Source organism: Micromonospora sp. MGP-C2 (genome assembly GCF_057766525.1).
The window spans coordinates 208,478-233,723 of record NZ_JBYMEN010000002.1; the positions used below are offsets into that span (position 1 = coordinate 208,478).

The 25,246-nt window shown below is 71.4% G+C and carries 20 protein-coding genes; 5 read left to right on the forward strand and 15 right to left on the reverse strand.

Translation table 11 applies throughout. The features are described from left to right. The first annotated feature begins 65 nt into the window (after positions 1–65). Positions 66–2,441, forward strand: coding sequence for an acylase (locus AC3CF1_RS00445; protein ID WP_488449238.1), 2,376 nt, complete (start codon positions 66–68; stop codon positions 2,439–2,441). A gap of 56 nt (positions 2,442–2,497) precedes the next feature. On the opposite strand, the gene AC3CF1_RS00450 is transcribed toward AC3CF1_RS00445, so the two are convergent. The 11 genes from AC3CF1_RS00450 to AC3CF1_RS00500 form a co-directional block, all read right to left on the reverse strand. Next, the gene (locus AC3CF1_RS00450) at positions 2,498–3,301 is read right to left on the reverse strand and encodes a class I SAM-dependent methyltransferase (protein ID WP_488449239.1); all 804 of its coding nucleotides are present in this window, start codon (positions 3,299–3,301) and stop codon (positions 2,498–2,500) included. A gap of 7 nt (positions 3,302–3,308) precedes the next feature. After that, entirely contained in the window at positions 3,309–4,106 is a 798-nt protein-coding gene (locus tag AC3CF1_RS00455; protein WP_141909064.1) for an ABC transporter ATP-binding protein, read from the reverse strand. Continuing rightward, complete coding sequence (locus AC3CF1_RS00460; RefSeq protein WP_354981628.1) at positions 4,106–4,849, reverse strand: ABC transporter ATP-binding protein; 744 nt, start codon at positions 4,847–4,849, stop codon at positions 4,106–4,108. The genes AC3CF1_RS00455 and AC3CF1_RS00460 overlap by 1 nt, the downstream gene beginning before the upstream one ends. Continuing rightward, on the reverse strand, positions 4,846–5,865 hold the full coding sequence (locus tag AC3CF1_RS00465) for a branched-chain amino acid ABC transporter permease (RefSeq protein WP_355161922.1): 1,020 nt from the start codon (positions 5,863–5,865) through the stop codon (positions 4,846–4,848). Before AC3CF1_RS00465 ends, AC3CF1_RS00460 begins: the two co-directional genes overlap by 4 nt. Beyond that, on the reverse strand, positions 5,862–6,764 hold the full coding sequence (locus AC3CF1_RS00470) for a branched-chain amino acid ABC transporter permease (RefSeq protein WP_488449240.1): 903 nt from the start codon (positions 6,762–6,764) through the stop codon (positions 5,862–5,864). The genes AC3CF1_RS00465 and AC3CF1_RS00470 overlap by 4 nt, the downstream gene beginning before the upstream one ends. Next, a complete protein-coding gene (locus AC3CF1_RS00475; RefSeq protein ID WP_210792826.1) occupies positions 6,761–7,954 on the reverse strand; it encodes an ABC transporter substrate-binding protein in 1,194 nt (397 codons plus the stop codon). The genes AC3CF1_RS00470 and AC3CF1_RS00475 overlap by 4 nt, the downstream gene beginning before the upstream one ends. Before the next feature lie 52 nt (positions 7,955–8,006). After that, positions 8,007–8,411 carry a roadblock/LC7 domain-containing protein gene (locus tag AC3CF1_RS00480; protein ID WP_088947795.1) on the reverse strand — a complete coding sequence of 135 codons (405 nt, stop codon included), beginning with the start codon at positions 8,409–8,411 and terminating at the stop codon, positions 8,007–8,009. 16 nt (positions 8,412–8,427) lie between these two features. Further along, positions 8,428–10,893, reverse strand: a complete 2,466-nt coding sequence (locus AC3CF1_RS00485) for a sensor histidine kinase (RefSeq protein ID WP_488449241.1) — start codon at positions 10,891–10,893, stop codon at positions 8,428–8,430. A gap of 178 nt (positions 10,894–11,071) precedes the next feature. After that, entirely contained in the window at positions 11,072–11,554 is a 483-nt protein-coding gene (locus tag AC3CF1_RS00490) for a helix-turn-helix transcriptional regulator (RefSeq protein ID WP_488449242.1), read from the reverse strand. Positions 11,555–11,803: 249 nt separating this feature from the next. Further along, on the reverse strand, positions 11,804–13,237 hold the full coding sequence (locus tag AC3CF1_RS00495; RefSeq protein WP_488449243.1) for a cytochrome P450: 1,434 nt from the start codon (positions 13,235–13,237) through the stop codon (positions 11,804–11,806). A gap of 357 nt (positions 13,238–13,594) precedes the next feature. Beyond that, a complete protein-coding gene (locus AC3CF1_RS00500) occupies positions 13,595–15,949 on the reverse strand; it encodes an AbfB domain-containing protein (protein WP_488449244.1) in 2,355 nt (784 codons plus the stop codon). 256 nt (positions 15,950–16,205) lie between these two features. Between AC3CF1_RS00500 and AC3CF1_RS00505 the strand changes: the two genes are divergently transcribed. The 3 genes from AC3CF1_RS00505 to pdxY all read left to right on the forward strand — a co-directional run bounded on the left by AC3CF1_RS00505 (position 16,206) and on the right by pdxY (position 19,153). Next, positions 16,206–17,222 carry a LacI family DNA-binding transcriptional regulator gene (locus tag AC3CF1_RS00505; RefSeq protein WP_488449245.1) on the forward strand — a complete coding sequence of 339 codons (1,017 nt, stop codon included), beginning with the start codon at positions 16,206–16,208 and terminating at the stop codon, positions 17,220–17,222. Positions 17,223–17,368: 146 nt separating this feature from the next. Beyond that, positions 17,369–18,163, forward strand: coding sequence for a S1 family peptidase (locus AC3CF1_RS00510; protein WP_088947799.1), 795 nt, complete (start codon positions 17,369–17,371; stop codon positions 18,161–18,163). A gap of 138 nt (positions 18,164–18,301) precedes the next feature. Then, complete coding sequence (gene pdxY / locus AC3CF1_RS00515; protein ID WP_088947800.1) at positions 18,302–19,153, forward strand: pyridoxal kinase PdxY; 852 nt, start codon at positions 18,302–18,304, stop codon at positions 19,151–19,153. An 81-nt stretch (positions 19,154–19,234) separates the two neighbouring features. Here the strand turns inward: pdxY and AC3CF1_RS00520 are convergent, their stop codons facing one another. Then, positions 19,235–19,567, reverse strand: coding sequence for a putative quinol monooxygenase (locus AC3CF1_RS00520; RefSeq protein ID WP_088947801.1), 333 nt, complete (start codon positions 19,565–19,567; stop codon positions 19,235–19,237). 155 nt (positions 19,568–19,722) lie between these two features. Between AC3CF1_RS00520 and AC3CF1_RS00525 the strand changes: the two genes are divergently transcribed. Further along, a complete protein-coding gene (locus tag AC3CF1_RS00525) occupies positions 19,723–20,127 on the forward strand; it encodes a DUF3224 domain-containing protein (RefSeq protein ID WP_355160458.1) in 405 nt (134 codons plus the stop codon). Positions 20,128–20,153: 26 nt separating this feature from the next. Here the strand turns inward: AC3CF1_RS00525 and AC3CF1_RS00530 are convergent, their stop codons facing one another. From AC3CF1_RS00530 to AC3CF1_RS00540, 3 genes are read right to left on the reverse strand one after another with little or no spacing between them, the layout of a single operon-like run. After that, the gene (locus tag AC3CF1_RS00530; protein ID WP_488449246.1) at positions 20,154–23,435 is read right to left on the reverse strand and encodes an ATP-binding protein; all 3,282 of its coding nucleotides are present in this window, start codon (positions 23,433–23,435) and stop codon (positions 20,154–20,156) included. Continuing rightward, a complete protein-coding gene (locus AC3CF1_RS00535) occupies positions 23,432–24,121 on the reverse strand; it encodes a hypothetical protein (protein WP_488449247.1) in 690 nt (229 codons plus the stop codon). Before AC3CF1_RS00535 ends, AC3CF1_RS00530 begins: the two co-directional genes overlap by 4 nt. Next, positions 24,118–25,221 carry an endonuclease domain-containing protein gene (locus AC3CF1_RS00540; protein WP_488449248.1) on the reverse strand — a complete coding sequence of 368 codons (1,104 nt, stop codon included), beginning with the start codon at positions 25,219–25,221 and terminating at the stop codon, positions 24,118–24,120. The genes AC3CF1_RS00535 and AC3CF1_RS00540 overlap by 4 nt, the downstream gene beginning before the upstream one ends. Positions 25,222–25,246 lie beyond the last annotated feature (25 nt).

The following is a 25,246-nucleotide window of genomic DNA, read 5'->3' on the forward strand; positions in this document are numbered from 1 at the left end:
GAGAATGGCGACCAACGTGAATGTCCCTCGGGCAGCGGCGCCCGGGGGCGACGGGGGGAGAACCGGTGACAGCATCAACACGCCTCGGCGCGGCGGGGGTGGTCCTGGGCTTGGTCCTGGTGGGCCTGAGCGGGCCCCCGGCCGGCGCGCACCAGCGCGACCGGGGCTACTCGGCCGAGATCCGACGCGCGTCGTACGGCGTCCCGCACATCACCGCCACGAGCTACGCCAACCTCGGCTTCGGGGTCGGGTACGTTCAGGCGGAGGACAACCTGTGCGTCATCGCGGAGAAGGCGGTGACGGTCAGCGGCGAGCGCTCCCGTTACTTCGGCGCGACCGGCCCGACCGACGCGAACGTGCGCAGCGACCTGTTCTTCCGCAAGGCCATCGAGGATCGGACGGTGGAGCGGCTGCTCGACGGTCGCCGCGACGGCGTGCACTCCCCGTCCGACGACGTCCGTGACCAGATTCGTGGCTTCGTCGCTGGCTACAACTCCTACCTGCGCCGCACCGGCGCGGCGAGGCTCACCGACCCGGCATGCCGGGCCAAGCCGTGGGTACGCCCGCTGACCGAGCTGGACATCTGGCGTACCACCTGGGACAGCATGATCCGGGCCGGCTCGGGGGCGCTGCTCGACGGGATCGTCGCCGCCGCCCCGCCCACCGCCACCGGCCCGGCGGCCGTCCAGGACGCGACCGGTGCGGCCGCCGTGCTCGCGTCGGTCGACGGCGCACCCGCTGGGGTGGGCAGCAACGCGTACGGGCTGGGCGAGGCGGCGACCGCGAACCGGGGCGGCATGGTGCTGGCCAACCCGCACTTCCCGTGGGAGGGCGCGGAACGCTTCTACCGCATGCACCTCAAGGTGCCCGGCCGCTACGACGTCGAGGGCGCCGCGCTGATCGGCGACCCGATCATCGAGATCGGGCACAACCGCACCCTCGCCTGGAGCCACACCGTCTCCACCGCTCGCCGGTTCGTCTGGCACCGCCTCGCGCTGGTTCCCGGCGACCCCACCTCCTACTACGTGGACGGTCAACCACGGAAGATGACCACCCGCACCGTCACGGTGCGGGTGCCCGGCCCGATCGGCGGCACGGTGCCGGTCAGCCGGACCTTCCACGACACCCACTACGGGCCGGTCGTGGTGGTGCCCGGCAGCTTCGACTGGACCGCCAGCACCGCGTACGCCATCACCGACATCAACGCGACCAACAACCGGGCCTTCGACGGCTGGCTGCAGATGGGCCGCGCCGAGACGGTCCGGGACCTCAAGCGCGTACTCGACCGTTACCAGTTCCTGCCCTGGGTCAACGTGATCGCCGCCGACGCCAGGGGCGAGGCGCTCTACGCCGACCACTCGGTCGTGCCCCGGGTGACCGACGCCCTCGCCGCCGCCTGCATTCCGGCACCGTTCCAGCCGCTCTACGCCAGCAGCGGCCAGGCTGTCCTGGACGGCTCCCGGTCGGCCTGCGCGCTCGGCGCCGACCCGGACGCCGTCGTGCCCGGCATCCTCGGCCCCGCGAACCTGCCCGTCCGCTTCCGCACCGACTACGTCACCAACTCCAACGACAGCTTCTGGCTCGCCAACCCCGAGGCCCCGTTGGAGGGCTACGCGCGGATCATCGGTGACGAACGCACCCCCCGCAGCCTGCGTACCCGTCTCGGCCTGGACCAGGTGCAGCAGCGCCTCGACGGCACCGACGGGCTACCCGGCCGCGGGTTCACCGCCGACCGTCTGTGGCGGACCGTCTTCGGCAACCGGGTGTACGGCGGCGAACTGGTCCGCGACGACCTGGTGGCGCTCTGCACCGCCCAGCCGACCGGGACCGCCTCGAACGGCGCGACGGTCGACCTGCGCGCCGCCTGCACGACACTGGCGCGCTGGGATCTGCACGCCGACCTGGACAGCCGCGGCGCACACCTGTTCACCGAGTTCGCCCTGGCCAACGGGCTGCGCTTCGCGGAGCCCTTCGCCGTCAGCGACCCGGTGCACACGCCACGCCGGCTCGACACAGCCAACCCGGGCGTACGTACCGCGCTCGCCGACGCCGTACAGCGGCTCGCTGGCATCCCGCTCGACGCGCGTCTCGGCGACGTCCAGACCGAGCAGCGCGGCGACCGGCGTATTCCGATTCACGGCGGGCGCGCCGAGGCCGGCATCTTCAACATGATCGTCAACAACCGGGTGCCCGGCGTCGGCTACCCGAAGGTGGTGCACGGCTCGTCGTTCGTGATGGCCGTGGAGCTGGGCCCGCACGGGCCGTCCGGGCGCCAGATCCTCACCTACTCCCAGTCGACCAACCCGAACTCACCCTGGTACGGCGACCAGACCGCGCTCTACTCGGGCAAGGGCTGGGACACGATCAAGTACACCGAGGCGCAGATCAAGGCGGACCCGAACCTGCGCACCTACCGGGTGGTGGAGGGCCGCCACCACTGACCCGCGAGCACGCGGCGGCCGGGCTCCCTGGCGGGGAGCCCGGCCGGTGCGGTTGCTCATTTCGGCAGGCGACCCCGCGTGGAGACGAAGTGGTACGACATGACGGCGAACCCGGGATCGCGGACCAGCCGCCGGAAGGCGTTCAGTTGGTTCGGTGACAGCCCGGCGGCGAGCAGGTCCGGTTCCAACTGGCGGGAGTTCGTCTCGTAGAGCGACGCTCCGGTCGAGCCGCCAGCCCAGCTCTGCGAGTGGGTGATGGTGTCCAGGTCGGTCAGACCGGCGAGGGCCATCTCGGTGTGCACGTCCTGCGCCCACCCGAGGTCGGCGCCGTGGTCCGCCAGGACACCCATCATGGCGTCCATGACCTGCGCGAAGAGCTTCGCGGCGTCGTCGGTCGGCGCGGTCAGCACCCGCAGCGGCGCGGTGCAGTCGAACTCCTCGACCACCAGCCACCCGCCGGGAGCCAGCGCGCCGGTGAGCGTACGCAGGACCCGTCGCCGGTCGGGGAGGTGCAGCAGCACCAGCCGGGCGTGGATCAGGTCGAACGCGTCCCCGGGTGGCGGTTCGGTGCGCACGTCGTGCCGGCGTACGTGCAGGTTGCCCTCCGCCACGAGGTGCGTGGGGTCGATGTCGGTGGCCAGCACGTGGCCGTCGTCGCCGACCGCGCGGGCGATCCGCCGGGCCATCGAGCCGCCGCCCGCCCCCACTTCCCAGCAGGTCGCTCCCGGTCGCAGCACCGGTTGGGCCAGTCGACGCGTCGTGATCGGGTCCAGGAAGGACTCCAGCGCCTGCATCTGGGGGACGGCCTCCGGTTGGCCGTTGTCGAACGTGTACGTGCCATCGCTGGTAGCGGTTGCCATCGGGTGTCTACCTCTCCGAGGGGTCGGGTGACGTGGGGGTGTCGGCCCAGAGCCGAGGGGCCGGTCGGTTGGGCGGCGGCGGCGGTGGGGCGGCGGCGACGCTCAACATCGCTGCCAGTGGGGCCGGGTCGACGCGCGCCTCGGCCGTCGGACGGTCGTAGACCACCCGGCCGTACTCCAGCACCGCCACCCGGTCCGCGACGTCGATCGCGTGCTGGAGCTGTTGTTCCACGAGCAGCACGGTCAGGCCGTCGGCGGCTAGACCGTTGACGAGTTCACGGACCCGCGCCGCCAGATCAGGTGAGAGGCCCTCACACGGCTCGTCGAGCAGCAGCACCCGTGGTTGGCCGAGGAGCGCCCGCGCTATCGCCAGCATCTGCTGCTCGCCGCCGGAGAGTTCGCACCCGCGGTGTCGCAGCCGCGCCGCCAACCTCGGCAGCAGTTCGAGGGTCCGGGCCACCGTCCAGCCCTCGCCACCGGAGACGGGTGCCCGCCATGGCGCGGCCGCCAGGTGCAGGTGCTCGGCCACGGTCAACCGGGAGAAGACCCGTCGGCCCTGCGGGACGAGACCGACGCCGGACTGGGCGATGCGATGCGGTTGCCGACCGGCCACGTGCACACCGCCGATCTCGATGCGACCACTGGAGGCTCGCACCAACCCGGCGATCGTGTGCACGAGCGTGCTCTTGCCCGCGCCGTTGCGACCCACCACGGCCTGGATGCTGCCCGGGCGGACCCGCAGGCTGACCTCGTGCAGCACGATCCCTCCGGCGTAGCCGGCGCACAGGCGATCCACCGACAGCATCACGCCACCCCGTCGGCGTACGCCTGCCGCACCAGCGGCGAGGTGCGGATCTCGTCCGGTGTGCCGGCGGCCAACGTCCGACCGTCGCGCAGGACGGTGACGGTGTCGGAGAGCGCGTACACCAGGTCCAGTCGATGTTCGACAAGCAACACGGCGACCGCCCTGGGCAGCGCCTGGAGCAACTCGACGAGCCGGCCGACCTCGACGGCGGACAGCCCGGCCGCCGGTTCGTCGAGGAGCAGCAGGCGAGGGCGACCGGCAAGGGCCATGGCGATCTCCAACTGGCGTCGTTGGCCGTGTGCGAGGTGCCCGGCCGGCACCGTCGCGACGTCGGCGAGGCCCATCTGCTCCAGCAGCGGGCCCGCCCGGTGTTGCGCGATGCGCCGACGTCCACCCGGCCACCACCTGCGGTGGGGTGTGAGCCGGGGCAGCGCGGCGACCACCACGTTCTCCATCGCGGTGAGTGTCGGAAAGACGGCGGGTCGCTGGTGGATGCGGTTGATACCTCGTCGGGCCCGGGCCGCCGGGCCGAGCCGACCGAGGTCGCGTCCATTGAAGATCACCCTGCCGCGCTGGGGTTTCGTGGACCCGCCGATCACGTTGAGCAGTGTCGTCTTGCCGGCTCCGTTGGGGCCGATCAGCGCGTGCCGCTGACCGTCGTGGATGCACAGGTCCACGCCGGCCAGCGCGGCCAGCGAGCCGTACCGCACGCTGACCTCCTCGACGTTCAGCAGACCGGTCATCGGTGCAGCTCCGGGACTGTGGCCTGGTCACGGGCGGGTGGCGCGTCCGGCTGATTCGCCGGCGCGCTCGGCAGACGCCACCGGCCCCGTGCCCGGTGCGTGCCGGTGGGCAGCAGATAGACCGTCGCGACGAACAGCGCGCCCAGCACCAGCGGCGCGTGGCCGGGCAGCACCCCGAACAACCAGTCCCGTACGGCGATGACCAGCGCCGCGCCCACCAGGGCGCCGCCGACCGAGGCGGTGCCACCGATGACGACACCGAGCAGCAGCAGCGCGGAGGTGTCGAAGCCGAAATCGGCGGGGGAGATGTACTGCTGGGCGACGACCAGGAGCGAGCCGGCCGCACCGGCTATCGCCCCGGCGGCCATGTGCGCGCCGGACAGGTACAGCGGCACCCGGTGACCGCTGGCCCGCAGCCGCGTCTCGTCGTCCCGGCCGGCCCGTAGCAGCAGGCCCGCCCGGGTACGCAGCAGCAACAGCACCGCGCCGACCAGCACGGTCACGACGACCAGGGCGTACAGGTAACGGGCCTGGTCGCTGGCCAGGACCGGAAGCCCCCAGAACGGGCGGACCGCGGCGATGCCGGCCAACCCGTCCGTGCCACCCGTCACCGACCGCCAGCGGCCGAGGACGGTGACGGCGAGTTCACCGATGGCCAACGTGATCATCAGGACGATCACCCCTCGGGCGTGGACGACGAGCGGCACGGTGAGCGCGGCCAGCACCGCCCCGGCGGCCGCCGCGACGGCGAGCTGCACGACGCCGACATCGGAGATCTGGCTGCCGACCACCGCGCAGGCGTAGGCGCCCGCCGCGTACGGTGCGGTCTGGCCGAGGGTGGGCATGCCTGCGACGCCGGTGAGCAGGGCGACGCTAACCCCGACCAGGGCCAGCGCCAGCGTCCGGGCGAGAATCGCCGTGGTGTAGTCGTCCACCACCCACGGCGCCACGACCAGGCCGGCCAGGGCGAGGGCCGCCACAGCGCCCCGCGCGCGCCGGATCACCTCGTCCCTCATGCCGCCCTCCACCTGCTGGCCAGGCCACGCGCCCGCACCGCCAGCACCGCCGCCATGGCGGCGAACAGCAGGAACGGTGCGGCGGACGGCAGCAGCGCCACTCCCAGCGTCTGGATCTCGCCGATCGCGAGAGCGGCCAGCAGGGTGCCGCCCATCGACCCGAGCCCGCCGAGGACGACGACCACCAGGGACAGCAGCAGCACGGTGTCGGCGGTGTCCGTGCCGGGGCCGATGATCGGCGCGCCCAGCACGCCGGCCGCACCGGCCAGCGCGCCGGCGGCGGCGAGCACGCCGGCGCGGATCCGCGCGGGACTCACGCCCAGACAGGCGACCATCTCGGGGTCGTCGACGGCCGCCCGGACCAGCATGCCGGCCCTGGTGCGTCGCATGACGAGGTAGAGCGCGGCGGCGATCACCGCGGCGACGACGATGAAGACCAACCGGTACGCGGCGTAGCGGTGACCGGCGACCACCACCGACCCCTCCAGGGCCGCGGGCACCAGGACCTGCGGATCGTCGGGACCGAAGCCGGCGACGAGCAGGCTGCCGCCGGCCAGCGCCACACCGAACGTCAGCAGCGCCTGGCTCAGATGGTTACCGGCGGCGACCGGTGCGAGCAGGCCGGCCAGGAGCACACCCGCCGCGGCGGCAGCCAGCACACCGACCGTCAGCGCCAACGCCAGACTCGCCCAGCCGCCGTCGAGCAGCGCCGCAGCGGTGTAGCCGCCGATCGCGTAGAGCATGCCGTGCGCCAGGTTGAGGATGTTGGCGACGCCGAAACAGAAGACCAGGCCCGACGCGGCGACGAACACGAGCAGCCCGTAGGCGACCCCGTCCAGCGCCGGTATCAGGTAAGGATCGATCCGATTGGTGCCGGCCGCCACCACCACCATCATCATCGGCCGACGGTCGCGAGGTCACCCACGACGGTGTTGGACAGCGCCCGCCCGTCCTGGCGGACCTGCCGCAGATACCACTTCTGCACCGGGGAGTGCGTGGTGGTGGAGAACTGCCAGGTGCCGCGCGGGCTGGCGATCTGGCCGAGCTGGCCGATGGCCGTGTTGATGGCCTCCGGAGTCGGGTCGCTTCCGGCGGCGCCGATCGCCCGGTCCAGCACCGCAGCCGCGTCGTACGAGGCGAGCGCGTAGGTCGTCGGTGAGCCGTCGTGCTTGGCCTTCCACGCCGCCACGAAGGCGCGGTTCTCCGCGTTGTCGAGGTCCGGCGAGTAGTTCAGCACGGAGAAGATGTCCCGGGCTGCCTCGCCCTGCGCGTTGAGCACGCCGCCCTCGGTGAGGAACCCGGCCGCGTACAGCGGGACGTCCTTGATCTCGGACTGCGCGTACTGCTTGACGAAGTCGACAGCGGCGCTGCCGGCGTAGAACGTGTAGACGGCTGCCGCGCCGGAGGCCTTGATCCGGGCGAAGTACGGGGTGAAGTTGGTGGTGGCCGGGAACGGGGTGAAGGTCGTCTTGCCGTCGGAGTTCGCGAGCTTCCCACCGATCTTCCCGAACGCGTCGGTGAACCCCCGCAGCTCGTCCCAGCCGCCCTGGTAGTCCGGGCCGATCGCGTAGACGGAGCCCTTCACGTTGTCGCGGACGTGTTGGGCGATCGCGGCCCCGGGCTCGTCGGAGAGGTACGAGGTGTGCCAGACCCGGGAGACGTCCTTGAGTTCCGGTCGCCCGTTGGAACCGACGAGCGGCACCTTCGTCTCGTCGAGCAGGGGGGTGACCCCGGCGACGGAGCCTCCACCGACGATGCCGGTGAGCGCGGACACCCGGTCCTGCTTGAGCAGTTTGGTCGCCGCCGGGACCGCGGTCTGGGCGCCGTTGCCCTCGTCGGCGATGACGAGGTCGACCTGTCGACCGCCGAGTTTGCCGTCGTGGGTGTCCAGGTAGAGCTGGAAGCCGTCGCGGATCTCCGTGCCGACCGCCTGGTACGTCCCGGACAACGAGGCGAGCAGGCCGATCTTTATCGAGCCGCTGGCGCTGGTGCCCGGCGCGTCGTTGCCGCAGGCCGTGCTGGTGGTCAGCGCGGCCGCGAGCAGCGCGGCGGTGAGGGCACGGCTGCGCCAAGGCGTGGTGAGAGGCATGTCTGACTCCAGAGGAAGGGAAGGGGTCACCGGCGTGGGGGCGCCGGGGTGGTCAGCGGCTGCGGGCGAGTGCCGCTCGGGCCGCGGGGGTCAGGGCGTCCCCGATACGGTTGGCCAGCTCGGTCATCTCGTAGGAGACCTTGCCCACGTCGCACTCGGGTGCGGCGAGCACCAGCAGCGAGGCACCGTCGTTGAAGGCCATCGAGAACATGAAGCCGCCCTCGAGCTGCGTGACGTTGGAGATCACCGCGCCGGCGTCGAAGAAGGCCGCCGCGCCCCGCAGCAGGCTGACGAGCCCGCTACCCGTCGCGGCCAACTGGTCTGCCCGGTCCGGCGGCAGGTCGCGGGTGGCGGCCACCATCAGACCGTCGCTGGAGATGGCGATCGCGTGGCTGACCTCGGTCGCCCGCGCAGCGAAGGTGTCCAGCAGCCAGCCGAGATCCTGTTGGTCGGTCACGTGCTCTCCTGTCGCGTCATTTGTTGCCGAGGTTGATCGGGGTGCGCCGGCGGTTCGCCACACCCCGCGCGTACGCCGCCATCGCCGTCGCCACCTGGGCCGGATCGCGGTACTCGGACCGTTGCTGCTGCTGGGGGACGGTCACGCCGCCGGGGACGAGTTGCCGTTGCGGTTGCCGTTTGGGCAGGCCGGAGTTGGTGGTGGTGGCGACCTCGGGGGTGTGCGCCTGGGCAGCCGTGCGCCAGGCGTCGTCGGCTGGACCGGACCATTCCTGGCCGTCGTGGCCCTCGGCGACGTCGCTCTGGAACCAGTGGTTGACCTGTTCGAAGATGAGGAGCTCCTCGGTGGGCGCATCACCCCGGTCCGGGGGCGGGGGAGCCGGTCGGAACACCGGCGCCGCCGGGAGGGTCCGCTCGGCCGGGGGTCGCCCGGCGGTGGGCTCGGGCCGCGGCTGATAGGGCGGCGGGGGACTGGCCGTGCGGGCCGCCCTCCGCGAGAGCCGTCCGGGTGCGAGCAGGTATTCCTCCGGTGGCAGAGACCGGATGATCGTCGCGGGCAGCGTCGCCTCGGCGAGGATGCCGCGTCGGGGGCCGCGTCGCAGTTGGACGGTGGCGTCCAGGCGGGCCGCGAGCTGACCCACGACGACCAACCCCATCGCCCGTACGGCGGCCACGTCGATCGCCGGTGGGCGGGCCAACAGCTCGTTGAGCTGCTGCATCCGTTGCGGGGACAACCCCACACCCTCGTCACTGATCTGGATGATGACGCGGTCACCGAGGCTCCGGCCGCTCACCCAGGTCTCGCTGGCCGGCGGCGAGTACGTCGTCGCGTTGTCCATGAGTTCGGCGATCAGGTGCACGACCTCGTCGACGGTCTTGGCCGCCACGGCGACGTCGCCGTCGATCATGCCGAGCCGGATCCGCGCGTAGTGCTCGATCTGGGACAGCGCCGCCTGGAGCACCTGTTGCAGGGGGACGTCGCGTTGTCGTACGCGACCGACGCCGACGCCGCCGAGCACCAGCAGGCTGGCGTTGATGCGGCCCATCCGGGTCGCCAGGTTGTCCAGCGTGTACAGCTGGTGGAGCCGGTCGGGATCGGTCTCGTCCCGTTCGACGAGGTCCACCTGGGCCAGGACGGCATCGACGAGCCGCTGTTCGCGGCGGCTCAGGTGGATGAAGATGTCGGCGGTGTTGGCGCGCATGACGGCCTGCTCGGCGGCGGTCCGCACGGCGGCCTGGTGCACGGCGCTGAACGCCTGGCCCAGCTCGCCGATCTCGTCACCGGTGGACGGTTCGAGGGCGGCGCTGGACTGCTGGCGGGCCAGTTTGTCCGGGTCGACGGCGGCGCTGCCCGGCTGCTGGAGCTGGGCCACCACGGCGGGGAGCTCTTCGAACGCCACAGCGTTCGCGGCGTCCCGCAGGCGACGCAGCCGCCGGGTGATCTGCCGGGCGACGGCCCAGGTCACCAGCGCGGTGAGGACGAGCGCCACGAGGACGCCGACCGCCTCGGCGACGGCCCGGCGGCGCTGGTCGGTGTGCGCGGCCCGGACGTCGTCGCGGACCGCGGCGTCGACCCGCCCCCGCAGCTCGGCCAGACGGGCGGCACGCGTCTGGGTGGTGGACACCCAGCCGCCGGTCTCCAGTTGCAACCGCGACCCCGGTTGGGCCCGGGACACCTCGTCCTGCATCCGTTGCAGGGCGAGCGCCTCCTTGCCGGTGCCGGCCTGCTCCCACCAGAGGCTCCACTCGGCCGGGGCCAGGGCCAGGAACGACAGGCTCGACTCGGTGTAGCTGGTGCGGGCGGCGGTGATGTCCTGCTGCATGGCCGGGGTCAGCTCGCCGCCCGCGACCGCCCGCAGCACGGCGACCTGCTGTTGACCGATCGCCTCGGCCGTCTTCGACAGTGCCGCCGACGCCCGGATCCCGTCGGCGAGCCGGGCGTCCACCACGCCGTGCGAGACGGTCTCCCGGAAGTTGATCAGGTCGGCGATGGCGATGCGGTAGCTGAAGGTCATCGCCGACACCGAGGCGTGCGTCGCCGTGCGTACCTGGGTGCGCAGCGGGGGGAGGCTGCCCAGGGCCGCGTCGATGCGGCGCAGGAGAGCTCGGTTGGCCTCGGCGTCGGCGGACAGCCGGTCTCGCTGCCTCCGGTAGCGCGTGACAGCGTCGTCGGTGGTGGCCATCTCCGCACCGAAGGCGTCCTGCTGCTCCGGCCCGCCGTAGGTGAGCAGGTCGGCGGCGGCGATGCGTTCGCGTTGCAGGCGGTAGGCGAGGTCACCGGCCTCGGCGCCGACCTGGGCCAGGACCCGCAGGTCGCTGGCTCGGGCTGTCTGGCGTGCGCTCTCGGTCAGCGCGAGACCGGCGAAGCCGATCACGGCGACGAGCGGTGCCGCGACGATGAGGCGCATCCGGCCGGCGATCTTCCAACCGCGTCGCCGGGTCGGGTAGGGTCTGGCCGCGTGGGACCGGGTGCTCGACGCCAAGATTGACTCCCACGACTCGTCGATGACGGTCTATCCGCACGTTGCCGAATGCAAGTCCCATTCGGCCGGAAGCCGCGCTCGTAGGCCAGACCTGGCCGTGGTACAAACTGGCCGTACCAGCATCTGTACCCAACGTCAGCGGCCGGTGACGCCCTGACACCTATCCGGGATCGTGGGGTCAGCGCTGGTCGTCGCGGGGGTCGGCCGGCGGCTGCGGCCGCTGTGCGTCGTCCGGACCGGACGGGCCGTTGAGCACCTGCCCGATCAGCTCACGCAGCTCGTCGATCGCGTCCACCACGGCGCCGGGGTCGCGCGCGTCGCGTCGATCACGCTGACGTGGCGCCGGCCGGTCCGGCCGGACCGGTGGTGAGGCGCGGGGGCCCCGGCGGCCGTCGGCCGCCGCCTGTTCGGCCGCCACCTGCGGCCACAGCGCCGCGAGTCGGCCGTCGGTGCCGAGCACGTCGTCGCAGCGCAGCGCGAACTCATGACTGCCGAACCGGCGACCGGACTCGACCGCCGCGACCGTCTCCCGGCTGAACCGCACCAGATCCGCCAGCGCCCGCTGGGTCAGACCCCGTCGGACGCGGCAGTTGCGCAGTTCCCATCGGAACCGTTCGCTGGCCGCAGGGGGAGCAGGGCTCGACGGGGACGTGTGCTCCATGCGCTCACCTTCGTGGCTTCGGGAATCAGCAGCGGAAGCCGGATCGAGACTGGCCGATGAGCTGAACATTCACAGGGGACAATTCTTAACCCAGGACACGATGGGTGTGAAGACGTTCACCGACCTGAATCGTCGGGCAAAGCAGAAAAGGGTGCGTGTCAGGCCCCTTGCCGGTGCGGGCAGGGGCGAGAAGGTCACCCTTCCCGCACTCGTCCGCGCGCGGGCAGGCCCGTTGGCGCTCCGGCACTGTCAGGCGGCCTGCGCTTCGACGGCCGCCTCACCTCGCGCCGCCGGAACGTCGGCCGGTGCCATGGTGTCGATTACCGCGAGCAGCGTGTGGTGGGCGCGAAACGCGACATTGGCCTTGTACGAGCGCTGTTGCCCAGTCGCCAGGCGGAGGCCGGGAATGGCTTCGGTGAGTCGGGTGATGGTGATTTCGGCTTCCAGCCGCGCCAATCCCGCGCCTATGCAGAAATGCGGGCCGTGGCCGAACGACAGGTGATTGCCCACGTCCGCCCGATGTGGATGAAACTGGTCCGGGTGGGCGAAGACCGCGGGGTCGCGGTTCGCCGCCCCGATCAGCAGCAGGCAGCGTGCCCCGGCGGGGATGGTCACCGTTCCCAGTGTGACGTCCCGGTTGGTCACCCGCAGCCAGCCGTCGATGGCGGGCGCGAAGCGCAGGGTCTCGCCCACGAACGCGGAGACGGCCCCCGGGTCGGTGGTGAGCTCCGACCAGTGCCGCGGACTGGACAGGGCCTGGTCGAGGGCGTGGGCGAGCAACCCGGCGGTGGTCTCGTGGCCGGCGACGAGGAGGTTGAAGGCCAGGCTCGCGACCTCGGGCACGGTCAGCACCGTGTCGTCGTCGTCCCGGTATGCCAGGGCGCGGCTGATGAAGTCGTCGCCCTGGTGTCCACTGTCCACCCGTCGGCGGACAAGCTCCTCGCAGTAGTGCCAGAACTCCAGCAGATCCTGCGCCAGGCGCACCTGCTCCGCAGGCTCCGGTTGCCCCCAGATGAGCGCGATCTGGCCGTCCGCCCAGCTCCGGATCCGCCCGATGTCGCCGTCGGGCACCCCGAGGATGTCCAGGACGACCAGCAGGGGGAGTTCGGTGGCGAATTCCGGGATCAGGTCGACCTGATCGCCCCGGCGGGCGGCGAGCCGGGACACCAACTGGTCGATCCGGCGCCGGATGATCGGGCCATACTCGACCTCGACCCGCTCGGGGGTGCTGGCGAAGGCCGCCCGTAGGGCCCGACGGGTGCGGGGGTGCACCGGCGGGTCGGCGGCGGCCGTCGTGGGGGGCGCGTCGATCTGCATGATCACGCTCATCGCCTCCGGGCACACCTCGTAGACCGGGGCGAGCGTGAGGGCGTTGCCGAACGTCGCGACGTCGGCGAGTGCGCGCCGGACGTCCGCGTGTCTGCTGATCAACCACAACCCCAGATCCTCGGCGTAGTGCACACCGTCGGGATCGTCGAGAATACGCCGCCAGATGCTTGCCGGGTCGGTGAGATAGGCCCCGACGAACGGATTCAACCGCATGGAAAGCCTCCTGATGCGCGCGGCGCGAAACCGGCAGCGCCTCCATTTTCGAGGATCGGTCAGTTTGGGCCGATAATGGCGCGCATCTGCCTCTGGCTCTTTACGGTGCGCTGAGTAGCCGCACAAGTCGAGATTGGTCACCGTCTATTTACGCCGCGACATAATGCGTGCTGCAACGGACGGCTGAAACCGGCTGGATGCAACTTGCGCCTGGGTCCTTGCCGTCGGTCGACCCCATTTCACGACGAGATGCCCGTTGCGCGCGACAACGAGACCATCGGGAAGGGATGAGGCGGACGACCGCCCATGATGGACGGCGAAATCACGGTGCCGCTCTCCCTCATGACCGGAAAAACGATCTCCGGACCGGCAGGTGACGCCGGGCTCGGGCCACCTGCCCGGCCGAGGGAGTGGCGACGCCCGCACGCGTCGCGGGGGCTCCGGCCCAGGCCGGAACCCCCACGATGTTCTGGCGTGACGACCCGCCGGGGTCAGCGGTCAGGGCGCCCAGGGACTGGCGATGTTCCAGGTGCTGTCGGCGGTCCACAACGTCGGCGTGTTGTACGCGTCGCCGCCGGTGCCGTTGCTGAGCCAGACCTCCGAGTTGTAGTGCCGCAGGTACCTGCCCCGGAAGTTGTACGACTCCAGCGACACACCCGAGCCGGTCAGCCCGACCCGTGCGCACCAGGTGGCGTCGGCACGCAGGAGCGCCGAGCCGTCGTCCGGCGAGTTGCGGACCCGGGAGTTCTGGTGGCGCAGGTACTGCCCGGGAAAGTTGACCGACTCGAACGAGTAGCAGCCGGCATCGGCCAGGCCGGCCCGGATGGTGTACGTGGCGTCGGCCTTGAGCAGGCTGGGGCTCGCGGCGGCGACCACCTCGGTGTAGGCCAGGCTGTCCTGGTGGCGCAGGTAGCGGTTGGTGAACCCGGGCGTCGTCACCTGCAACGACCGCCGGGTGTTGACCGGCAGGGCCACCGGCGCCGAGCTGCCGATGGTCTTCGAGGCGTTGACCAGGGCGGTGTTGGCGGCGCGGACCCGCGCCTGATCCATCTTGATCACCTGCCGGTCATAGGTCAGGAAGCCGTTCAGCTCGCCCTCCAGATCGGTGATCTCGGTGTAGACCGAGGCGCTGAGCCCCTTGCCGACCATCAGGTTCTGGCTGCCCTGCACCAGACCCACGTACCGGTCGGTGAGGGCGCTCGAACTGGTCTGCCACTCGTAGGCGAAGAAGCCGCCGCTCGGGCTGTACTCGTGGCCCGGCGTGTGCAGGCCCAGCCCACCGAACTCACCAAGTACGGCGATCCGGCTGCTCGACGGTGCGGGCGCGTCGGGCCCGAGGTAGACATGCCAGTCGTCGATGTCGCCGTTGCCGGGATTGCCGAGGGACTGGCAGCAGTTGTGGCCGCTGTGCGGGTTGACCAGACGTGTCGGGTCCTGGTTCTTGATGTTCTGCGCGACCCGCCGGGTGTCGGCGAGGGATCGCTCGCCCCACCCCTCGTTGTAGGGCGTGTACGCGACCACTGCGGGCGAGCTGCGGTGCTCGTCGACGATCTCGCGTGCCTCGGCCTCGAACTGCGCCTGCTGGGCGTCGGTGGGGTTGATGTCCTGCGCGGTCAGCGACGGGATGTCCTGCCAGACCAGCAGGCCGAGCCGGTCCGCGTGGTAGAACCAGCGCTGTGGCTCGACCTTGATGTGCTTGCGCACCATGTTGAAGCCCAGGTCCTTGTGCTTCTGCAGGTCGAAGGCGAGCGCGGCATCGGTCGGCGCTGTGTAGAGGCCGTCCGGCCAGAAGCCCTGGTCGAGGGTGCCGACCTGGAACACGAACTGGCCGTTGAGCTTGGGGCGCAGCACCCCGTTCACCAAACCCGTGGTGATCTCCCGCATGCCGAAGTAGTGCACTGTGCGGTCCACAGTGGAAGCTGAGCTATTGCGGAGGGTGACGCGGAGGTTGTAGAGGAACGGGTCGTCGGGCGACCACCGGCGTGCGTTCGGCACCGGCACGCTGAACTCGGTGAAGCCGCCGGTGGCCGAACCGACCACGGTGCTCCCGTTCAGCGCCTCGGCGAGCACGCTGTGGCCGCTCACGTCGCCCCGGGTGAAGACCCGCACCCGCAACGTGTTGGTGCTCAGGTTCGGGTAGACGTCCACGCTGCTGATGGAGGCGGTGGGCACCGGCTCCATCCACACCGTCTGCCAGATGCCGGAGCTGGGGGTGTAGAAGATCCCGCCGGGTGTCTTGGTCTGCTTGCCGATGGCGGGCAGGCTGCCGTTCTGTCGGGTGTCGGTGGGGTCCCAGACCTTGACGACGATCTCGTTCGCCCCGGTGGTGAGCTGGGGGGTCACGTCGAAGGTGAAGGCGTCGTAGCCGCCGGTGTGCGCGCCGACCCGTACGCCGTTGACCCAGACGATGCTCTGCCAGTCGACGGCGCCGAAGTGCAGCAGGGTCCGCCGTCCCGACCAGTTGGCCGGGACGGTGACGGTGCGTCGGTAGAACAGGTAGTTGCGGTTGTCGTTGGCGGCCCGCTGGATGCCGGAGAGCGCACTTTCCACCGGGAACGGCACGTTGACCCGCTCGGGCAGGGCGGTGCCGAACTGCGGGGCGTCGTCGGTGGCCGACTGGCGTAGCTGCCACTCGCCGTTGAGGTTGAGCCAGTCCGGTCGCGTCATCTGGGGGCGCGGGTACTCGGGCAGGGGTGTGCCGGCCAGCGCCTGGCTGGTCCAGGGGGTGGTCAGTGGCGGCGTCTTGGCCGGTGCGGCGTACGCCGGTGGGGTTGGCGCGGCGAGAACGCCGGCGATCAGGGCGAGGATGAGCAGCAGCGGCAGGGCGGGGCGGATGGGGACCTGACGTGTCATGCCGTCTCCGAGGGGCGAGTCGCCGCGGGCGGTGCAGCCAGGCCCGAAGCGCGTGGGTGGTGGGCATCGGGTGGTCACTGACGGGGGGGCGGGCGTCATCGACGGATGCCGGTGGGATCTCCACACGTCGGCGGGACTGGCATATTGACATCCATCATCGCCTGTATAACGTTATAGAGCCGCGCCGGGTCTCCCGTCAATCCTTGTCCGTCGATGCGTGCCCGGCTCGGCGGTCCCCCTGGCGAAGGGTCGGTGGATGGGCGTCAACCTCAAGGACATCGCCCAACGCGCGGGCGTGTCGCTGGCCACGGTCTCGAACGTGGTCAACGGATACCGGCCGGTGGGGGAGCGGACCCGGCTGCGTGTGCAGCAGGCGATCGACGAACTCGGTTACAGCCCCAATCTGGGCGCGCGACATCTGCGTCGGGGGCGTACCGGGCTGATCGCCCTGGCCATCCCGGAACTGAACAACCCCTACTTCGCCGAGCTCGCCGAGATCGCCATCGCCGAGGCCGCCGGGCTCGGCTACACCCTGGTCATGGAGAACACCGCCGCGGACCGGGGAGCGGAACTCGCGCTCCTCGACGGGTCCCGGCGGCACATCATCGACGGCCTGATCCTCAGTCCGGTGCGGATCGGCCGGGAGGAGGTGCTGGCCCGGACCGCGGGCACTCCGCTCGTGCTGATCGGTGAGGGCGTCTACGACGTGCCGCACGATCACATCGCCATCGACAACGTCGCCGCCGGCCACGCCGCGATCCAGCACCTCGTGGCGATCGGCCGCCGCCGGATAGCGTTCATCGGCGCCACGCACGGTGGCGACCGGCAGTCCGCCCACCTGCGGGTACGCGGCTATCGCGAGGCCCTGGCCGCCGCCGGCCTGCCGTACCGCTCGCGACTGGTCGCCCGCACCGACGCGTTCGGCCGGCTCGACGGCAAGCGGGCGATGCGTGACCTGCTCGCGCTCGGTGACCCACCGGACGCGGTGTTCGGCTACAACGACCTGGTCGCCGCCGGCGCGCTGCGGGCGCTGGCCGAGGCCGGTCTCCGGGTGCCGGAGGACGTCGGGGTGATCGGGATCGACGACATCGAGGAAGGTCGGTTCAGCACCCCGACCCTCACCACGATCGCGCCGGACAAGCGGGAGATCGGCCGTCTCGCGGTGCGCCGCCTCGTCGCCCGGATCGAGGGAGCGCAGGTCGCGGCACCGCTGACCGTGCAGACGCCGTTTCGACTCATCCGCCGGGAGAGCACGGGTACGCCCGGCGGCTGACGGCCGGTGCGCACCGGGCGAGACCCATAGCCCCGGTGGTACGACCCAGAGAGGATGGCCCAAGAAATCCATGCAGCTCAATATGATGACCGCTATCTCGAACGAGGTGCGCTCACGAGGCGTGCCATCCTGATGCGGAGGAATGCATGGTTCGCTGGCGTACCCTCACTGGCCTGCTGGCCACCACGTTGGCCGCGGTCACCGCGGCCAGCCTCACTCTCACCGCGCCGGCCGCAGCGGCCGACAACCCCATGACGCCGAACGTCGTCGGCGGCACCCGCGCCGCTCAGGGCGAGTTCCCGTTCATGGTGCGACTCTCGATGGGGTGCGGCGGGGCGTTGTACAGCGCCCGACTGGTGCTCACCGCGGCGCACTGCGTGGGCTCGACCGGCACCAACACCAGCATCACCGCGACGCTCGGGACGGTCGACCTCCAGTCGTCCAGCCGCATCACCGTCCGGTCGAACTACGTCTACCGGGCTCCCGGCTACAACGGCTCCGGCCGGGACTGGGCGCTGATCCGGTTGGCCAGCCCCGTCACCGGGCTGAGCACCCTGAAGATCGCCAACACGACCGCCTACGACAGCGGCACCTTCACCGTGGCCGGTTGGGGCGCCGCGCGCGAGGGCGGCGGCCAGCAGCGGTACCTGCTCAAGGCGAACGTGCCGTTCGTGAGCGACTCCACCTGCAACGCCAACTACGGTGGCGATCTCATCCCCGCCCAGGAGATCTGCGCCGGCTACGCCAGCGGCGGCACGGACACCTGCCAGGGTGACTCGGGTGGCCCGATGTTCCGCCGCGACGCCTCGAACGCCTGGATCCAGGTCGGCATCGTGAGCTGGGGCAACGGCTGCGCTCGGCCCAACTACCCGGGTGTCTACACCCAGGTGAGCTACTTCGCCTCGTCGATCGCCTCGGCCGCGGCGAGCCTCGGCGGCTGACCGGGAGAACCATCGGGCGGCCCGGACGACGATGTCCGGGCCGCCCGCTCGTCACCGAGGGGTACGCGACGAGTGGGCCACCCGACAGATTCGGCGGGCCGCGCGTGCGGCGCCCGCCCGGGCGGCCATGATGAGCCGGTGAAGATCCTGTCCATCCAGTCGTCGGTCGCCTACGGTCACGTCGGCAACTCGGCAGCGGTGTTTCCCCTGCAGCGGCTTGGCCACGAGGTCTGGCCGGTCCTGACGGTGCACTTCTCCAACCACACCGGGTACGGCGCGTGGCGGGGGCCGATGCTGGCGGCCGCCGACGTGGCCGAGGTGATCGAGGGCATCGCGGACCGTGGAGCCCTCGGCGGCGCCGACGCGGTGCTGTCCGGCTACCAGGGCGACCCGGCCATGGGCGCGGTGATCCTGGACGCGGTGGCGAAGGTCAAGGCGGCCAACCCGGCCGCGTTGTACTGCTGTGACCCGGTGATGGGCGACGCCGGTCGCGGCATGTTCGTCCGCCCTGGCATTCCCGAGTACCTGCGGGACACCGTCGTGCCGCGTGCGGACATCATCACACCCAACCACTTCGAGCTCGACTTCCTCGCCGGCCGTACGACGACTTCGCTCGCGGAGGTGCTCGACGCGGTCGACGTCGTACGCGCGACCGGGCCGCGGCACGTCCTGGTGACCAGCGTGCTCCACGGCGACCTGCCCCCGGACTCGCTGGAGGTGGTGGCCGTCTCGGACGAGGGCGCCTGGGCGGTGACCACGCCGCTGCTGCCGATCAACCCGAACGGTGGGGGCGACGTCACGGCGGCGCTGTATCTCGCGCACCTGTGGACCACCGGCTCACCCGCGATCGCGCTGGAGCGGACCATCGCCTCCGTCTACGCGGTGCTCGAAGCGACACTCGCGGCGGGCACCCGGGAGATCCAGCTGATCGCCGCACAGGATGTGATCGCCGACCCGCCGGCCCGCTTCACCGCCCGCCGGCTGCGCTGACGACGGGTCGACACCGACCGCCGACGCGTCGAGGAACGCCTCGACGCGGTCGGCGCGGGCGGTGCCGCGTGCCTGCGGCGGTCAGCGGCTCTCGGGGACGGCCATCTCGCCGAGCAGCGACCAGGTCTCCTGCGGCACTGTGGCGTTCACGATGCGCGGCGTCTCGGCCAGGTGCGGAGGCAGGGTCTCCTGCGCCGCGCGGAAGTGGGCGGACTGCACGTGGGCCGCGCCGGCCTGGTCGTCACGGAACGCCTCGACCAGCACGTACTCGGTCGGGTCGTCCACGCTGCGGGACCAGTCGAACCACAGACAGCCCGGCTCGGCCCGGGTCGCCTCGGTGAAGTCGGCGGCGATCTGCGGCCACCGGTCGGCGTGCTCGGCCAGGACCCGGAACTTGGCGGTAATGAAGATCATGGCGTCAGGTTACCCAGCCGGACGGGTCACCCGTCGAAGTCAGCCGGACAGCCGGCCGGACCCGCGCACCTCTGCCCGAGCCACAGTCATGATCAGCTTTAGGGGCGCTCGAAATCCCGACGGAAATGTCAGCCGAGCGGACTACCGTGCGGGACATGCGAGCAATCGGAACGTTCGACGTGGCTGAGTTCACCGCGGTCCCCGTGCCGAGCCCCGAGGTCAAGACTGGCCTGCCGGTCGGCTTCGCCACCATGCGCAAGACATTCACCGGAGAGATCGACGGCCGATCCGAAACACTCTTCACGGCTGCCTTCGATCCCGCGACCGGCACCGGCACCTACGTCGCCATGGAGTCGTTCGAGGGCAGTGTCGCCGGCAACGCGGGCACCTTCAACTTCGTGCACTCCGCCACCACCACGGGTCAGGACCGGCAGGCCGAGTTCCTGACGATCGTCCCCACGAGCGGCACCGGCGGCCTGACGGGCATCCGTGGAACGGGAGGCCTGACAGTCGACGAAGACGGCACCCACAGCATCTGGTTCGACTACGACCTGTCCTGACGCCCGCCTTGCCGACGGTCGGTGGGTCAACCGTCGACGCCGGCCGGGCGGGCACGGGCGATGACCTCCTCGGGGCTCAACGGCGCCTTCGGATGGTGCGTCAGGCACAGCGGGGTACGGACCTTGACGAACGAGAACCCCTCCCCGGCGGCGTAGAACTCACCGCTGTTGAGCAGGCCGATGTCCGGAAGTCGCCCGCCCTTGGCCTCGGCGAGCTGCCGGGCCGCGTCGATCTGCGCGGGTGCGTTGAGCAGCCCGAAGAACTGCGTCGTCGCGTTGCCGGAGATCTGGTTGTGAAGACCCTTGGGCGCCTGGGTGGCGAAGACCAGCCCGAGCCCGTATTTGCGCGCCTGCGAGGCGAGCGCGATTGAGCTGGCGGTGCAGGACGTGGTGCCGGTCGAGGGCGCTAGCGTCTGCGCCTCATCCATCACGAACAGCCCGCCCAGGGGTCGGTCACCGGCCGGGTGCCGCTTGATCCAGGCGAAGAGCGCCATCTGCAACTGGTTGACGAAGCTCTGCCGCTCCTGGTCGGAGGTGAGTCCGACAAAGCTGATCACCGACACCCGGGCCCGCCGCCCCGGCGACGGCGTCAGCAGCAGCCCCGGGTCGGCCGGTGCACCGACCCCACCGAAGAGCGGATCGGTGACCATAGCCGCCTTGAGGGCCTCGGCCAGTTCCTCGGCGAGCTTCCCGGCACGGGCCAGTCGACTGACCCCCTCGGGCAGGTCGGTGAGGAACTCGGTGAAGCCGGGCAGGCCCACCATCCCGCTTCGCGCGTACGCCTGGAGGGCCTCGGTGAGGACGGCCTTGCCCTGCTGGGCGAGCCTGCTCGACCGGTCGACGCCGGCGCGCGGCGCGAGCGCCTCCACGGCGGAGCGGACGGCTTGATCGAACTCGTCGGGCCAGTCGCGCAGTGAGGTGAAGTCGGGCAGCGGCTGGAAGCTCAGCGGCCGGCCGGCGGTGACCCGGGGCGTCCATACCACCACCTCGGTGTGTGCGAGATAGTCGGTGGCTCGTTCGGCGTCGCCGGGCCCCCAGCCGCTCGGCGGTTCGGGCCACGCGTCGCCCAGCCGGGCGAGATCGTTGTTGGGGTCGAGCACGATCGCGGAGACACCCTCCCGGGCGCACTCCTCGACCAGGCGGCGGATGAGCACCGTCTTGCCCGAACCGGACCCGGCGAACACGACGGCGTGCCGGCGCAACGATTCCAGAGCCACCGTGAACGGGTGGCCTCCGTCGACGGTTCGCCCCAGCAGGATGGCCCGATCGCCCGCGCCGACCACAGTGTCGACCGCGTCCGCGGGTACGGGCACGCCGGCCGCATTGGTCGACGGACCACCGGTCACGTCTGCGACCGGCACGCTCGTGGCGCTGGGATCGGCGCCGCCAGGCGCGCTCGTCGCGCCGGGATCGGCGCCGCCCGTCGCCTGGCCCGTGGGGTCGGACGGGGTGCTGTCGCGCGTCCGGTCGGGCCCGGGCAGGACCGCCCGGAACAGCTCGGTGCCGCTGGCCGGACGACGGGCCACCAGCCACTCCTGCAAGGCCGTGGACGGCTCGGTCGCCAATACCCGGAGCGCCGCGAAGACCCGCAGATCCGCCTCGGACACTCCACGCCGGAGGCCGCCGGCCGCGTCGAAGCCAGTCAACACCTCGGTCGTACGCTTCCCAGTCGGCCACGGACCGTTGCGCAGCAGGATCAGCCGCCGCTGTGGGAGGTCCCGGTCCAGTCCGGCCAGTGTGCACGCGGCCTTGACGCGGGCGGTGACGGCGATGGCGTTGAGATGCGTGATGGCCCGGAAGCACCAGTGCGCCTCGTTCTCGGTGGCCTCGTCGAGCACCTCGATCAGCCGCCCGTGCAGCGCGGGCTTGCGACCGGGCGGCGGATCGTACTTGTAGGTGGCACCGGTGGGCGCCTGCTCGGCGATCCAGGCGGCCAGGCCGGCGGCGAGCAACGGCGGCATGTGCTCGTCTTCGCCTGCCGGATCGACGGCGGCTGACACGTCCGCGGCCTGGAGCAGCTCGCTGAACCGTGCGTCCAACTCGCGCAGGCGGCGGTCGTCCGTCGGGTCGCCAGACCCGCCGCGGACGGTGGTGCCCTCCGTCGGCATCGAGTCCGCGCCGTCGATGAGCCGGTCGAGCTCGACCACCTCGTCGCGGTCGCGGCACCAGGCGACATGGCGGTCCACCCTGCGCAGCAGGGCGCGTGGCGTCAGGGTGGGTGCGTCGGCGAAGGCGGCAGGGGCAATCGGCCAGGTGGGGTGCGGCGCCACGAAGTGCGGAACCGCGAACGCGGCGGTGAGGCGCTTTGCCACGATCGCCTGCCCGATCTCCGGGGTGGGGATCCGATCCGGCAGGGTCGCCACCCGGAACCGGTCGCCGACCGGGGTGGGGACGGTGCGTGTCATCAGCACCCAGGTGTCCGGCAGACACGAGACGACGACCAGCGTGCGGCGGGTGATGTCGCGGAGCTTGAGCAGGCCGTCGGCGATCGGGCCGAGCACCCTGGCCTGGCCGTCCTCCAACCCGTTGTGGTGGTTCAGCAGCGAGGTGCTGGTCTGGGCGAACAGCGTGTCGAGCTGATCCACGGCGATGACCGTGGGGTCCAGGGTCAGGGCCATCAGTCGGGAGATGTCCTGCACGATCTGCTGCGGCGTGCGGACCGCGGTGCTCAACCCCCATGCCGCCCGCGCCTCCGGGTCGCCTGGTTCGGAGATCAGGTGGGCGTAACCCACGTCCTGCGCCTCGAAGTCGATGGCACCGTGCAGGACGAGCGCCCGAGCGGTGTCCTGGGTGTCCCGCCCGACCTCCCGATCGCGGGCGCGCAGTGCCCGGATGAAGGCGTCGAGCTGCGCACGGGTCACCGGTCGGGCACCGGCGACCGCATCGCGGACCTCCACCGGCAGACCGAGCTGCGGGGTGAGTCGACGCAGGAAGGTCTTCAGCTGGGTGCCCCAGCCGACGTGGGTGCGGCCCATGCCCTCCACCAGGGCCAGAGCGACGCTCTCCCAGAACGTCTTGCCACTGACCATGTCGACCAGGAAGAAGTAGCCCCCGTCGCGCTGGATCTGTCCGCGGACCGCCCCGAGCAGGTGCGTCTTTCCGGCGCCAGCGCGACCCTGCATGGCGACACCGAGTGGCATGCTCGTGTCGTCGGTGCGGGCCCGCGCCACCCCGCGCAGGATCTCCGCGACCACCGTCTCGTGCAGCTCCGGCACGTTGTGCGGGCTGGGTCGCCAGACGTCATCGGGGGTGACCGCGGGGTTGAGACTCACTGCTTCCAGCGCGACCCGCTGGTCGTCGGGGATCACGCCGGGCCGATCGCCAGGGCGTGGTTGTCCTCGTTCCCGATGCGAACGGCTGCAGCACGATCCCGTGGGGTCAGTGACTTGGTGTTCGCCACCGGGATGATACGGACATCCTCCCGACCGACCATCGCCCGCAACGCCGCGTCCAGGGTGGGCCGGTCGGTGTGGGCAAGCTGGTCCCGGACGTCGGCGAGACCGACCCAGGCGCCCGGCGCGGGGGCAAGCTCCCGGTACGCCGTACGAACCAGCGCCTCCACGTCCGCCGCGGCTGCGGGTGCCGGCGCCGGTGTTTCGTCCCGAGGTTCGCTGGCCGGCGAGGCCGTGGCGTCGGTCTGCTTGAAGAAGTCGCCGTGGCTGACCCGGAGCCGGTCCAGCGAACGGTGCAGGTTGGACAGGACGACGAACAGTGACCGGGTGGTCGAGCCGCCCTGCTTCGGCGGGGCAGCGGTGTGTAGCTGACGTGCCACACGCCAGCCCTCGTCGGTCAGCTCGTGGGCGAAGGTCCGGCGAGACTTGTCGGTGTCGACCAGGCCCAGATCGACGAGCTTCTTGTTGTCCTTGCCGGTCAGCGTGAAACCGGCCAACTCGCGCAGCTCGACGTTGGTGAGTTGGCGCGCCTCGGCCATCAGCACCACGAGGGCGTTGATCTGGTTCGGCGTCAGGTGCGGGACGTCCGCCGGGCTCGTCATGTCTTCTCATCTCCGTGGGGGTGCGTGCCGCCCGCGCGTCGCCGGGCCAGCAGCCGACGGATCCCGTCGACTACCGCCGGCGTGTCGGAGAGCACCTGCTCGTTGGTGAAGCGGAGAACATCCAGCCCGAGTAGTTGAAGCTGCACGTCTCTCCGCCGATCGTTGGCGAAAGCGATTCGCCCACGATGCTCCGGGCCGTCCACCTCGACCGCAAGACCCTCCACGGGCCAAAAAAGATCCAGTCGGTACGCCACACCCAGTACGTGCCACTCGTATGTCTGGTTCCAACGCCGGCCCCGTGCCCAGTCGTGCGGTGCCAGCGCGCGTTCCAACGCCTGCTCGGCCGCGCTGTCACCACGTGGCACGCCAGCGATCGGCGGCCAGACCAACACCGTCGACCCCGGCTCGGCGGCCGTGGCCGGCATCCGGTTGATCGTGCTGGTCAGCCCGGCGAATCGCGCCGGCACCATCAGCGGCACCGACTGGACGCGGTCGACGTGGCGCAGCGGCCCGCCGGCCAGCCACACCGTGAAGTCGGCGTGCCGCACGAGCCACTCGGCGGTGGCCACGAGTGTCCGCTCCGCACCCGCGCCCAGGTCGGGCAGAGCGATGACGAGAACGCAGCCCTCCCGGTCGTACGCCTCGGCAATCACCCGGGCGAGCCCGGCGGCGCGTACACCCGGGGCGAAGCGGGACCGGCCGACGGGCCGGCGCGGACCGCGCAGCCCACGCTCGGCGAGGTCCGCGAGGAACGGGCCGAAGTGCCGGGAACGGGCAGCGGTCCGGGCCGCGAGGGCGCGCACCGCCGCCACGCCGAGCGTGCCCTCGGTCTCGAAGTGGTCGGCGCCCGCCAACCAGCTGGGGAACATAGCGAGCGCCGCGGTGTCCAGTTGGTCGAGGAGAGCGTCCACGAGGTCGCCGAGGGGACCCACGACCGTGGGCCGGTAGTGCACCACCGCGGGCGCCGCTGGTGGCAACGGGTCGAGTGCCACCCGCAGCAGCTCCGGGTCGACGGCCGGCAGGTGACTCACCCGCCGCGTCGGCGGGGCGGCCCACCACGCCGTGCCGGCATCGTCGTCAGCCCGGACGAGGTGCGCCATGTCGGCACCCTACGACAGGGGGATA